The sequence below is a fragment of the Arenimonas fontis genome, from assembly GCF_008386465.1.
Lineage (GTDB): Bacteria > Pseudomonadota > Gammaproteobacteria > Xanthomonadales > Xanthomonadaceae > Arenimonas > Arenimonas fontis.
Window position 1 is genome coordinate 45,297 of sequence record NZ_VUOD01000006.1, and the last position, 12,737, is coordinate 58,033.

The 12,737-nt window shown below is 69.3% G+C and carries 12 protein-coding genes; 4 read left to right on the forward strand and 8 right to left on the reverse strand.

Translation table 11 applies throughout. The annotated features are described in order from the left end of the window. Positions 1-3: 3 nt before the first annotated feature. Complete coding sequence (locus F0415_RS09020) at positions 4-2,496, reverse strand: ABC transporter permease (RefSeq protein WP_149860888.1); 2,493 nt, start codon at positions 2,494-2,496, stop codon at positions 4-6. After that, positions 2,493-3,194, reverse strand: coding sequence for an ABC transporter ATP-binding protein (locus tag F0415_RS09025; RefSeq protein ID WP_149860889.1), 702 nt, complete (start codon positions 3,192-3,194; stop codon positions 2,493-2,495). Before F0415_RS09025 ends, F0415_RS09020 begins: the two co-directional genes overlap by 4 nt. 80 nt (positions 3,195-3,274) lie before the next feature. Between F0415_RS09025 and F0415_RS09030 the strand changes: the two genes are divergently transcribed. Both F0415_RS09030 and F0415_RS09035 read left to right on the forward strand, forming a co-directional pair. After that, positions 3,275-3,886: an arylesterase gene (locus tag F0415_RS09030; RefSeq protein ID WP_149860890.1), complete on the forward strand. Its 612-nt coding sequence runs from the start codon at positions 3,275-3,277 to the stop codon at positions 3,884-3,886. Next, positions 3,883-5,046, forward strand: a complete 1,164-nt coding sequence (locus F0415_RS09035) for a PQQ-dependent sugar dehydrogenase (protein WP_149860891.1) — start codon at positions 3,883-3,885, stop codon at positions 5,044-5,046. Before F0415_RS09030 ends, F0415_RS09035 begins: the two co-directional genes overlap by 4 nt. A 12-nt stretch (positions 5,047-5,058) precedes the next feature. On the opposite strand, the gene F0415_RS09040 is transcribed toward F0415_RS09035, so the two are convergent. From F0415_RS09040 to F0415_RS09060, 5 genes are all read right to left on the reverse strand, one after another. Next, the gene (locus F0415_RS09040) at positions 5,059-5,685 is read right to left on the reverse strand and encodes a glutathione S-transferase family protein (protein ID WP_149860892.1); all 627 of its coding nucleotides are present in this window, start codon (positions 5,683-5,685) and stop codon (positions 5,059-5,061) included. 189 nt (positions 5,686-5,874) lie between these two features. Then, on the reverse strand, positions 5,875-6,084 hold the full coding sequence (locus F0415_RS09045) for a cold-shock protein (protein WP_149860893.1): 210 nt from the start codon (positions 6,082-6,084) through the stop codon (positions 5,875-5,877). Between the two features lie 250 nt (positions 6,085-6,334). Next, positions 6,335-7,852 carry a fumarate hydratase gene (locus tag F0415_RS09050; RefSeq protein ID WP_149860894.1) on the reverse strand — a complete coding sequence of 506 codons (1,518 nt, stop codon included), beginning with the start codon at positions 7,850-7,852 and terminating at the stop codon, positions 6,335-6,337. 99 nt (positions 7,853-7,951) lie between these two features. Next, positions 7,952-8,338 (reverse strand): hypothetical protein, encoded by a 387-nt coding sequence (locus F0415_RS09055; RefSeq protein WP_149860895.1) that lies wholly within the window; start codon positions 8,336-8,338, stop codon positions 7,952-7,954. A gap of 68 nt (positions 8,339-8,406) precedes the next feature. Further along, positions 8,407-8,889 (reverse strand): FKBP-type peptidyl-prolyl cis-trans isomerase, encoded by a 483-nt coding sequence (locus F0415_RS09060; protein WP_149860896.1) that lies wholly within the window; start codon positions 8,887-8,889, stop codon positions 8,407-8,409. A 258-nt stretch (positions 8,890-9,147) separates the two neighbouring features. Here F0415_RS09060 and F0415_RS09065 point away from each other — a divergent pair, with 258 nt between their 5' ends. Beyond that, positions 9,148-9,924: a ferredoxin--NADP reductase gene (locus F0415_RS09065; protein ID WP_149860897.1), complete on the forward strand. Its 777-nt coding sequence runs from the start codon at positions 9,148-9,150 to the stop codon at positions 9,922-9,924. A gap of 7 nt (positions 9,925-9,931) precedes the next feature. On the opposite strand, the gene F0415_RS09070 is transcribed toward F0415_RS09065, so the two are convergent. After that, positions 9,932-10,414: a glutathione peroxidase gene (locus F0415_RS09070; RefSeq protein ID WP_149860898.1), complete on the reverse strand. Its 483-nt coding sequence runs from the start codon at positions 10,412-10,414 to the stop codon at positions 9,932-9,934. 136 nt (positions 10,415-10,550) lie between these two features. On the opposite strand from F0415_RS09070, the gene F0415_RS09075 reads away from it, so the two are divergent. Further along, complete coding sequence (locus F0415_RS09075; RefSeq protein WP_149860899.1) at positions 10,551-12,707, forward strand: M3 family metallopeptidase; 2,157 nt, start codon at positions 10,551-10,553, stop codon at positions 12,705-12,707. The last annotated feature ends 30 nt before the right edge of the window (positions 12,708-12,737 follow it).

The following is a 12,737-nucleotide window of genomic DNA, read 5'->3' on the forward strand; positions in this document are numbered from 1 at the left end:
ACCTCAGCCCTGCAGTTCGCGCAGGGTCACCGAGGGCGGCGCATCCACCACCCGCCGGGTCGCATACAGGCCCGCCAACAGGGCCGCCACCAGGCCGGCGCCGGCGCCGGTGGCGATCATGGCCGGATCGGGCGTCCAGGGCAGGTCGAACACGCGTCTGGCTACCACCCCGGCCAGCAGCGAAGCGGCAATCGCGGCCACCAGGCCGGCGATCAGGCCTAGTGCGGCGAACTCCGAAGCCTGCGCCAGCCGCAGTTGCCGGCGCCGGCCACCGAGCACCCGCATCACCCCACCCTCGAGCAGACGCTCGTCCTGGCTGGCGCTGACCGCCGCCATCAGGACCAGCAAGCCTGCCAGCAGGGCGAATGCGAACACCGCCTCGACCACGGTGGAGACCTGGTCCACCGTGCCGCGGATCTGGTCCAGCACCACGTCCACGTCCACCACCGACAGGTTCGGGAAGGCCGCCACCAGCTCGGCGGTGAAACGCGTGTCGCCAGCGGGCACCTTCACGGCCGTGATGTGGCTGCCGGAGAACCCGTCCAGCGCCCCCGGCGAAGCCAGCACGAAGAAGTTCGGCTGGAAGCTTTCCCAGTCCACCTTGCGCAGGCTGGTGATGCGCGCGGCGAAACGCGCGCCGGCGATGTCGAAGGCGACCTCGTCGCCGAGGCGCCAGCCCAGGTCGCGGGCGAAGTCTTCTTCCACCGACAGCTCGGGCCCGGCCGGCCGTCCCTGCCAGAACCGCCCGGCCACCACCTCGTTGTCGGAACGCAATGCCTCGGCGGCGCTGAGATTGAACTCGCGTTCGGCCATGCGCCGGGCCCGACTGCCTTCCGGATAGTCCGAGCCGCTGGCCGGCCGGCCGTTCAACTCGATCAGCCGGGCACGGATCATCGGAAACAGGGTTGGTTCGGCGAGGCCGCGCCTGGCCACGAAGCTACGCAGCGGCTGCACCTGATCCGGTTGCACATTGACGATGAAGCGGTTGGGTGCGTCCTCCGGCAGCGCCTGGCGCCAGCGCTCCAGTAGATCGGTGCGGACGAAACCAAGCAGCAGCAGGGCCATCAGGCCCAGGCCCAGGGCCGAGACCTGGGCAATACTGGCGCCGGCACGCCGGCCGACGTTGGCCAGACCGTAGCGCCAGGCGCCGCGCAGGCGCCGGCGCAGGCTCCGCACCAGCAGGATCAGGCCCCAGGCCAGCAGGGCCAGCACGGTCAGGGTGATGGCGATGCCCGCCAGCATGGCAGTGCCAAGGACCGCCGACCCGGCCTTCCACCACAGCAGGGCGGACAGGCCGGCCAGGCCGGCGGCGAGCACCAGCCAGGCGCTGGGCTCGGTCGGGTCGAGGTCGCTGCGCAACACCCGCAGGGCCGGCACCCGGCGCAGCGCCAGCACCGGTGGCAGGCCGAATGCCAGCAGCACCGTCAGGCCGACGGCGAAACCTTCCAGCACGGGCCTCCAGCCGGCGCCAGGCAGGTCCAGTTTCAGCGCCTCCGCCAGCCAGACTCCCACCGCCCACTGCAGGCCGAAGGCGATGCTCAGGCCGAACAGGCAGCCCAACAGCCCCGCCAGCAGCAGTTCGCCACCGTGCACCAGCACCAGATCGCGCTGACTGGCCCCCAGGCTGCGCATCACCGCTGCGCCCTGCAGATGCCGGGCACCATGCCGGCGTGCGGCCATGGCCACGGCGACCGCCGCCAGCACCACCGACACCAGGGCGGCCAGGCCCAGGAAGCGGTCGGCCCGGTCAAGCGCCCGACGGATTTCCGGACGGGCCTCGGCGGCGGTTTCCAGGCGCTGGCCGCGGTCTAGCTTGTCGCCGACGGAGGTGGTGAAGCGCTCCACCGCCGCCGGAGTTCCCGCCACCGCCAACCGATAGGTGATGCGGCTGCCGGGCTGCACCAGCCCCGTGGATTCCAGATCGGCCAAGGCCAGGAACAGGCGCGGTGCGGTGTTGAAGTAATCCAGCGCGGCATCGGGTTCCTGCACGACCAGGGCCGCCAGTTCGAACTCGCGCAGGCCCACGCCGATGCGGTCGCCGATGCGGGCGCCCAGGGTATCGGCGCCGGCCCGGCTCAGCCAGACGGTGCCGGGCGCGGGCACGCCCGGCGCGGGCGCCTCCCTGCCGGCAGCGTCACGCAGGACGAACTGCCCGCGCAGCGGGAAGCCCTCGCCCAGGGCGCGCAACTCACCCAGGCGCAAGGCCTCGCCGGCCCGCACCATGCTGGGGAAACCCACGGTCTCGGCTGCCCGCAGTCCGGGCGCCGAGGCGGCCTCGCGCAGGGCGCCGACGATCGGCGCGTCGGCGCGCAGCACGGCGTCGCCGCCAAGCAGGCGGTTGGCCTCCAGCGCCAAGGCCCGCTCGGCCCGGTCGGTGACGAAGCCCACCGAGCACACCGCGGTCACCGCCAGTACCAAGGCCGCCAACAGGATGCGGATGTCGCCCGAGCCCAGGTCGCGACGGAACTGCCGCCAGGCCAGTCGCAAGGGCTTCATGCCGACACCAGGCGGCCGGCATCCAGCCGCAGCACCCGGTCGCAGCGGGCCGCCAGGCGGTCGTCGTGGGTGACCAGCACCAGGGTGGTGCCGGCCTCGCGATTGAGCCGGAACAGCAGGTCCACGATGGCCTGGCCGGTGTGGGTATCCAGGTTGCCGGTCGGCTCGTCGGCGAACAGGAGCGCCGGCCGGGTGACGAAGGCGCGGGCCAGGGCCACGCGCTGCTGCTCACCGCCTGACAACTGTCGGGGATAGTGACCCAGGCGTTCGCCCAGGCCGACCTGGGCCAGGATCGCCCGCGCCGGGCCTTCGCAGTCGCGATCGCCGCGCAGTTCCAGCGGCAGCATCACGTTCTCCAGCGCGGTCAGCGAGGGCAGTAGCTGGAAGTTCTGGAAAACGAAGCCCACCTTGTCGCCGCGCACCCGTGCCCTGCCGTCCTCGTCCAGGCGATCCAGGCGCTCGCCGCCCAGTTCGACATGGCCGCTGCTGGGCAGGTCCAGCCCGGCCAGCAGGGACAACAGCGTGCTCTTTCCTGAACCGGAGGCACCGACGATGGCGACGGCTTCACCCCGGGAGATGGTAAAACCGACCCCGTCGAGGATGGTCAACTCGCCCGAGGGCAGCGGCACCCGCTTGCCCAGGCCTTCGGCAGTCAGTGCGGTCACGGACCGCGCGGTGCGGTCCCGGGAGTCGGCCATGTCGGTCTTCTTTCGATGCGAGGAAGGAAATGGATGCAGTTTATGCAGGCTGGCGAGGGAGGCTTCAATGCCTGTTGGTCATGCTGGCCCTCCTCCTGGCGCTGCCGGCGCACGCCTCGGCGACACGCACCGTCCTGGTGATGGGAGATTCGCTGTCCGCCGCCTACAACCTGGCCCCGGAACAGGGATGGGTGGCGCTGCTGGCGCGCAAGCTGGCCGCCGAACGGCCCGGCTGGCGGGTGGTGAATGCCAGTGTCAGCGGCGAAACCACCGCCGGCGGCGCCAGCCGCATCGGCACCGAGCTGGCCCGGCACTCGCCGGCGGTGGTGGTGATCGAACTGGGTGCCAACGACGGCCTGCGCGGCCTGCCGCTGGAGCAAACCCGCGCCAATCTCGAGCGCATGATCCGCGCCGCCGGTGAAGCCGGCGCGAAGGTGCTGCTGATCGGCATGCGCCTGCCTCCGAACTACGGCCCGCAGTACACGCGAGGTTTCGAGCGCAACTATGTGGAGCTGGCCGAGGCGCACGGCGCCGCCCTGCTGCCCTTCCTGCTGGAACCGATCGCCCTGGACCGGGACGCCTTCCAGCCCGACAACCTGCATCCGGTGGCCGAGGCGCAACCGCGCTTGCTCGAGCACGTCTGGCCGGCACTGGAACCCCTGCTCGATACCGACTCGAGGACTTCGCCATGACCCCCTTGCGCATCAAGCCCCTGCTCCTCGCCGGCACCCTGGCGTTGCTGGCCGGCTGCGAGGCCCGTCACCCCGCGTCGGCGGAACAGGTGTCGCCACAGCGTTTCGCCAGCCAGCATGGCACCCTGGAAGTGTTTCCGGTCGCCACCGGCCTCGAACACCCCTGGGGCCTGGCCTTCCTGCCCGACGGTCGCATGCTGGTGACGGAGCGGCCTGGCCGGCTTCGTCTGGTGTACCCCGATGGCCGGCTTTCGGACCCGATCGCCGGCGTGCCCCAGGTCTTCGCCCGCGGCCAGGGCGGCCTGCTGGACGTCGCCCTGGACCCGGACTTCGAGGACAATCGGCTGGTCTACCTGAGTTACGCCGAGCCCGGCGAAAACGGCGCCGGCACGGCGGTCGCCCGGGCCCGCCTGGCCGGGGACAGCCGGCTGGAGGAGCTGCAGGTGATCTTCCGCCAGCAGCCGAAGCTCGGTGCCGGCCACCATTTCGGCTCGCGCCTGGTGTTCGACCGCGAAGGCCGGCTCTACGTCACCGCCGGCGACCGGGGCGAACCGGAACGGGCGCAGCGGCTGGACCAGGGCCAGGGCAAGATCTTCCGTATCGAGCGCGACGGCGGTATCCCGGCCGACAATCCTTTCGTCGGCCGTGACGGCGCCCAGGCGGCGATCTGGTCCTGGGGTCACCGCAACGTCCAGGGCGCCGCCCTGAATCCCGATACCGGCGAGCTGTGGCAGACCGAACACGGCCCCAAGGGCGGCGACGAGCTGAACATCGCCCGGGCCGGGCTCAACTACGGCTGGCCGGCGATCAGCCATGGCGTGAACTACGACGGCACCCCGGTCGGGGAAGGTCTGCGCGAGGCGCCGGGCATGGAACAGCCCCTGCATCACTGGACCCCGTCGATCGGCGCCAGCGGCCTGGCCTTCTACACCGGCGAGCGATTCCCGGCCTGGCGTGGCGACCTGTTCGCCGGCGGCCTGGCCTTGCGCAAGCTGGTGCGGCTGGATCTCGAGGACGGCAAGCTGGTCGGCAGCGAGGATCTGCTGGTCGAGCTGGGCGAGCGCATCCGCGACGTCCGCCAGGGGCCGGACGGTTACCTGTACCTGCTCACCGATGCCGGCAACGGAAAGCTGTTGCGGGTGGGACTGGCAGCGGACTGAGCCGCCCCGCCCTCAGGCCCATTCGGTCAGGCCTTCGCGCTCGTACAGGGTGCGGAAGCTCGGCCTGGCCTTCATGCGCTGCGCGTGCGCGGCCAGTTGCGGCCATTCGGTGGCGGGCCGCGCCATCCTGCGCGACCAGCGCATCAGCATGGTAAGCAGGAAATCGGCGGCACAGACCGAAGGCCCCAGCAGGTAGGGGCCGCGCCTGGCCAGGTGCGCCTCGATATGGTCCCAGGCCTCGTGGATGCGGCGCTCGGCATCGGCCTTGGCCGCTTCCGGTCCGCCCGGGGCCTCGTGCGGGTACCACCAGGTGCGGAAAGCCGGCATCACCGTGTTGGCCAGGAACAGGACCCACTGGTAGTAGCGGCCGCGTTCGATGCTGCCCGGCTCCGGCGCCATGCCGAAGCTGGGATGGGCATCGGCCAGGTGCAGCACCAGGGCTGCGGATTCGGTCAGCGGCTCGCCGTGCACCAGCAGGGTCGGGACGACGCCGCGCGGGTTGAGGGCCAGGTATTCTGGCCGCTTCTGGTCCCTGGCTTCGAGGTCGAGGCGCCTGAGTTCGTGCCTGGCGCCGAACTCGATCAGCAGCCAGTGCACCACCATGCTCGCCGCACCCGGCGCGTAATAGAGGGTGTACATCTCGCTTCCCTGCCTGGGGGGAGCGGAAGGATACGATGCGCTGCCGGGACCGGGTAAGCCCCTGCCCCGGCACCGGGCGGCCGGGAAACCATGCGTCTTTCCCGGCCGGGCAAGGGGCCGGAGAAAAAACAAGACCCCGAGCGTTTCCGCCCGGGGTCCCGAGGCGCCGGCCCTTGCGGGCCGGGGCGGTTACATCGGCTGGACTTCGTCGGCCTGCATGCCCTTCTGGCCCTGCACGACCTTGAACGAAACCTTCTGGCCTTCCTGCAGGCTGCGGAAACCCGAGCCGACGATGGAACGGAAGTGGACGAACACGTCCTCACCGTTCTCGCGGCTGATGAAACCGAAACCCTTGGCGTCGTTGAACCACTTGACGGTACCGATCTGACGATCCGACATGACTTGCTCCTTGAAACATATTGCGGATGGATGACATCGCGGACGGAACTTCCGCCGCGCGACTGGGTTGCAAGGAGAAGCGTGGTGAAAAGATGTAGCGGATCGATGGATCTACCGCATCAGGTCACGTTGCACTGTGACCCTTGGCAAACACACAGTCGGGCGCACCCTACACCTTTCCGGCGGCAAAAGCCATCCCGGCCTGACGGACCGGCCGGGATGGCGCTACGGCCGTTCAGTTTCGCCGGCGCTATTCCGGTACGACCGGGATCTTGCCGATCCGCGCCTGCCACTGGCGCGGACCGGTCCGGTGCACCGACTCGCCCCGGGCATCCACCGCCACCGTGACCGGCATGTCCCGGACCTCGAACTCGTAGATGGCCTCCATGCCCAGGTCCTCGAAGGCCACCACCCTGGCCGCCCGGATCGCCTTTGACACCAGGTAGGCAGCACCGCCGACCGCCATCAGGTAGGCCGAGCGGTGCCTGCGGATGGCCTCGATGGCCGCGGGGCCGCGCTCCGCCTTGCCGATCATGCCCAGCAGGCCGGTCTGGGCCAACACCTGTTCAGTGAACTTGTCCATGCGGGTGGCCGTGGTCGGGCCGGCCGGTCCGACGACCTCGTCACGAACCGGGTCCACCGGGCCGACGTAGTAGATGAACTTGCCGCGCAGGTCCACCGGCAGCACCTCGCCGCGATCGAGCATGTCCACGATGCGCTTGTGGGCGGCGTCGCGGCCGGTCAGCAGCTTGCCGCTCAGCAGCAGCACCTCGCCGGGCTTCCAACTGGCGACCTCGTCCCGGGTGACCTCGTCCAGGTCCACGCGGCGACCCTTGGAGGCGTCGTAGGTCAGTGTCGGCCAGTCCTCCAGCGAAGGCGGCTCCAGGGCTACCGGGCCGCTGCCGTCTAGCGTGAAGTGCGCGTGCCGGGTGGCGGCGCAGTTGGGAATCATCGCCACCGGCAGGTTGGCCGCGTGGGTCGGGTAGTCCCTGACCTTCACGTCCAGCACTGTGGTCAGGCCGCCGAGGCCCTGGGCGCCGATGCCCAGGGCGTTGACCTTCTCGTAAAGCTCCAAGCGCAGCTCCTCGGCCCGGTTCGAGGGTCCACGGGCGATCAGGTCCTGGATGTCGATCGGCTCCATCAGGGCTTCCTTGGCCAACAGCATGGCCTTCTCGGCGGTACCGCCGATGCCGATGCCCAGCATGCCCGGCGGACACCAGCCGGCGCCCATGCTCGGCACCGTTTTCAGCACCCAGTCGACGATGGAGTCGGACGGATTGAGCATGACGAACTTGCTCTTGGCCTCCGAGCCGCCGCCCTTGGCCGCCACGATCACGTCCACGGTATCGCCGGGGACGATCTTCATGTTCACCACTGCCGGCGTGTTGTCGCGGGTGTTGCGGCGCCGGCCGGCCGGATCGGCCAGTACGCTGGCGCGCAGCCGGTTGTCGGGGTGGTTGTAGGCACGACGCACGCCCTCGTTGATCATGTCTTCCAGCGACATGGTCGCGCCGTCCCAGCGCACGTCCATGCCGACTTCCAGGAACACGGTGACGATGCCGGTGTCCTGGCAGATCGGCCGGTGTCCTTCGGCGCACATGCGCGAGTTGATCAGGATCTGCGCCATCGCATCCTTGGCGGCAGGCGACTGCTCGCGCTCGTAGGCGGCGGCAAGGCTGCGGATGTAGTCGACCGGGTGGTAGTACGAGATGTACTGAAGGGCGTCGGCGACGGACTGGATCAGGTCTTCCTGCTTGATGACGGACATGGCGGGCGAAGGCTGGCGGCAAACGCCGCCATTCTACCCGCCCCGACACCCGTTCCGCGCCGGCGCAGCAGGGACGGTGGTCGCCCCGGCGGACCCGGCTCAGCCGCCGCCGTGCCTCAGCCAGCGCTCGGCCAGGTCGGCGCTGCTGAATACCCTGCCATTGGCCCCGTACTCCATGGCCAGGATTTCGCCTTGTTCCATCACCGGCAGCAGCTCGACCCGATGCACGACGAAGGCGATCTTGATCCGGTCCAGGCCCATGGCCACCAGCGCGGCGATCATGCGCGCCATGTCGCGTTCGCCTTCGTAGTCGCCCAGCCGCTCCACCACCATCAGGCGACGGGCATTGCCGGCCTTGCACCGGGCGGAAATGGCTGCCCAGTAGGCCAACGAGATCTGCATGCTGTCGCGGGGGCCGCTGACTTCGGCGTAGAGGTAGCCGGGACGATCTTCGAAACGGAGGCTGATGTGGGGGGGAAGCTGCAACACGCGAGGGTAAGGGACTGCCGGGGGGCGCGCATTCTACCCCGCCCCGGCATTGGCCCGCACCGTACTCAGTGCGAGTGGCCGCCCTCGCCGTGCACGTGACCGTGCATGACCTCCTCCAGGCTGGCTTCGCGCACGTCGGTCACCTCGATGGCGAAATGCAGCGACTTGCCGGCCAGCGGATGGTTGCCGTCCACCGTGACCTGGTCGCCCTCGATCCTGGCGATGACCACGGAAATCGGACCCTGCGGCGTATGCGCCTGGAAACGCATGCCGACCTCGATCTCGCCAGCGCCCTGGAACGCTTCACGCGGCACGGTCTGGACCAGCATGTCGTTGGGCAGGCCATAGCCCTCTTCCGGCGGCACCACCACATCGAAACGGTCACCGGCGCTATGGCCCTCCATGGCCTTCTCGAGACCGGGCACGATGTTGCCGGCGCCGTGCAGGTAGCTCAGCGGCTCGTGACCGACGGAGGAGTCGAGCACGGTGCCGGCCTCGTCGGTCAGGGTGTAATGGAAGGACGCGACGGTGCGCTCGGCGATCTGCATGGGGTTTCCTCGGGGGAGGCCTGGCCGGAGAACCCGGTGGCCGAATGAAAGGGCCTGTATTTTCCGACATCGCCGTGCCCGGCGCAAACGACCGCTTGGTCCACCGGCACCAGGCCTGTCGTCGGCCGAGGCGCAACGGCCGGGAAGCCGCCGCGGACGCTGCCCGGCGCTTATCCCGACCGTCCCGACTCACGTACAATCCGCCGGTCCGGACCCGCACGCCAGCGCTCGCCGGTCCGCCTATTGCGAATCCTTCCGATGTCCTCCTTCGCCACCGAACGGGTCCTCGCCGTCCGGCACTGGACCAGCGACTACTTCAGCTTCACCACCACCCGCGACGACGGCCTGCGTTTCGACAATGGCCAGTTCGTGATGATCGGCCTGATGGTGGACGGCCGGCCGCTGCTGCGCGCCTATTCCATCGCCTCGGCCAACTGGGAGGAGGAGCTGGAGTTCTTCAGCATCAAGGTGCCCGACGGCCCCCTGACCTCGCGCCTGCAGCACATCAAGCCCGGCGACGACCTGCTGGTCAGCCGCAAGCCGACCGGCACCCTGCTGATCAGCGATCTGCACCCCGGCCGCAATCTCTATCTGCTGGCCACCGGCACCGGCCTGGCACCCTTCCTGAGCGTCATCAAGGATCCGGCCACCTACGAGCGCTTCGAGCGCGTGGTGCTCACCCATGGCGTGCGCGGTGTCGCCGACCTGGCCTATCACGACTACATCAGCCGCGAGCTGCCGCGGCACGAGTACCTGGGCGAGACCATCTCGAAACAGTTGCTGTATTACCCGGCCGTGACCAGGGAGCCGTTCCGGCACCAGGGCCGCCTGACCACCCTGCTCGACAGCGGCCGAATCGCCGCGGACCTCGGCCTGGCGCCGCTGGACCCGGCGCACGACCGGGCCATGATCTGCGGCAGCCCGCAGATGCTGGCCGATTTCCGCGCCATCCTCGACGGCCGCGGTTTCAGCGCCGCGCCGCGCATCGGCACGCCCGGGCACTACGTGTTCGAGCGGGCTTTCGTGGAGAAATGAGCCGGCCTCAGGCCAGCAGATCCCGAAGGTCCTTTTCGATCTTCTCCGGGGTGTCGGTGGGTGCGTAGCGCTTGAGCACCTTGCCGTCGCGGCCGACCAGGAACTTGGTGAAGTTCCACTTGATCGCCTCCGAGCCGAGCAGGCCGGGCTTCTCGGCCTTCAGGTGCCGGTACAGCGGATGCGCGTTCGCCCCGTTGACCTCGATCTTGGCGAACATCGGAAAGCTGACGTCGTAGCTCAGCGAGCAGAACTGGCGGATCTCGGCCTCGTCGCCCGGCTCCTGATGGCCGAACTGGTCGCAAGGAAACCCCAGCACCACCAGCCCCTTGTCCCGGTACTTGCGCCAAAGCGCCTCCAGGCCGGCGTACTGGGGCGTGAAGCCGCACTTGCTGGCGGTATTCACCACCAGCAACACCTTGCCGCGGTATTCGGACAGGGCCTGCTCGCGGCCTTCGAGGGTCACGGCGGCGAAATCGTGGACAGTGGCCATGGCCTTGCTCCGGTTGGGCCTCACAGCCTAGCGGTGACCAGGCCCGGCCGCCACAGGACCGTGCCTTTCGTCACGGGTTGGCCACCGGGGGATGGGGTAGGCTCGGCGCTTTCCCCTAGCCGCGAGGACCCGCCGCATGACCCGCAAGTTGTCCCTGGCCCTGGCCATTGCCCTTGCCCTGGGCGCGCCCGCCGCCGCCCTCGCCGATGCCGGCCCGGCAAAGGCCGTCACGCCCGCCGAAGCCGACAACCCTTTCTTCCAGGCCAGCACCCTGCCCTACCAGGCACCGCGCTTCGACCTGATCAAGGATGAGCACTACGGTCCGGCGCTGGAAGCCGGCATGGCGGCGCACCGCGCGGAGATCGAAGCCATTGCCGACGACCCGGCGCCGCCGAGCTTCGACAACACCATCGTGGCGATGGAGAAGAGCGGCGCCCTGCTCAACCGCACCGCCGCCGTCTTCTACAACCTGGCCGGCGCCCACACCAACCCGACGATCCAGAAGACCCAGGCCGAGATGGCGCCGAAGTTCGCCGCCCACCAGGACGCCATCCTGCTCAACGGCAAGCTGTTCGAACGGGTGAAGACCCTGTACGACCAACGCGACGGCTTGGGCCTGGACGCCGAATCCCGGCGCCTGCTGGAGCGTTACTACATCGAATTCGTGCGCGCCGGCGCCAAGCTGTCCGACGCCGACAAGGAAACGCTGAAGGCGATCAACGCCGAGCTGGCCAGCCTGGCCACGCAGTTCGGCCAGAACGTCCTCAAGGAGGTGAATGCCTCCGCCGTGCTGGTCGAGGACGCGGCCGAGCTCGCCGGCCTGCCGGCGGAAGCGGTGACGGCCGCCGCCGAGGCTGCCAAGGCGGCGGGCCACGAAGGCAAGTGCCTGATCGCGCTGCAGAACACTTCCGGACAACCGCCGCTGGCCTATCTGCAGAACCGTGAGCTGCGCAAGCGCATCATGGCGGCTTCACTGGCCCGCGGCGCCCGCGGCAACGAGTTCGACAACCGCGAGATCGTCGCCAGGGTGGCCAGGCTGCGTGCCGAGCGCGCCGCCTTGCTGGGCTACGACAGCCACGCCGCCTACGTGCTCGAGGACGAAACGGCCGGCAGCGTCGAGGCGGTGAACAAGCTCCTGGGCGACCTAGCCCCGGCCGCCGTGGCCAATGCCCGCCGGGAAGCCGCCGAGATGCAGGCGATCATCGACGCCGAGGGAGGCGGTTTCCAGCTCGAGGCGGCCGATTGGGCCTACTACGCCGAAAAGCTGCGCAAGCAGAAGTACGACTTCGACGAATCGCAGCTGCGGCCCTATTTCGAGCTGAACAGCGTGCTGGAGAACGGCGTCTTCTACGCCGCCAACCAGCTCTACGGGCTGAGCTTCAAGGAACGCAAGGACATCCCGGTCTACCACCCCGACGTGCGGGTCTGGGAGGTCTTCGACGCCGACGGCAGCCCGCTGGGACTGTTTTATGGCGACTTCTACGCCCGCCCGAGCAAGCGCGGCGGCGCCTGGATGAACGCCTACGTGCCGCAGAACGGCCTGACCGGAGCCAAGCCGGTGGTCGCCAACCACCAGAACATCCCCAAGCCGGCCGACGGACAGCCGACCCTGATGAGCTTCGACGAGGTCACCACCATGTTCCACGAGTTCGGCCATGCCCTGCACGGCCTGTTCTCGAAGGTGAAATACCCGCAGTTCGCCGGCACCAGCGTGCCGCGCGACTTCGTCGAATACCCTTCGCAGGTCAACGAGATGTGGGCCACCTGGCCCTCGGTGTTGGCCAACTACGCCAAGCACTACCAGACCGGCGAGCCGATCCCGCAGGACCTGCTGGACAAGGTGCTGGCCGCCGAACAGTACGGCCAGGGCCACGCCACCACCGAGTACCTGGCGGCAGCCATCCTCGACCAGCACTGGCACCAGCTCGGGCCGGACCAGGTGCCGACCGACACCCTCGCCTTCGAGGCGCAGGCGCTGAAGGCGGCCGGCCTGGACTACCCACCGGTACCGCCGCGTTACCGCAGCACCTACTTCTCGCACATCATGGGCGGCTACTCTGCCGGCTACTACGCCTACATCTGGTCCGAGGTGCTGGACGCCGATTCGGTGGAGTGGTTCAAGGAGAACGGCGGCCTCAAGCGCGAGAACGGCGACCACTTCCGCACTACCCTGCTCAGCCGGGGCGGCAGCGCCGACGCCATGCAACTGTTCCGGAATTTCCGCGGCCGCGATCCGGAGGTGGGCCCGCTGCTCAAGCGGCGCGGCCTGGACACCGCCGCCAGCACCGACTGAGCCGGGCGCTTGCAGAAACGAAACCGCCCG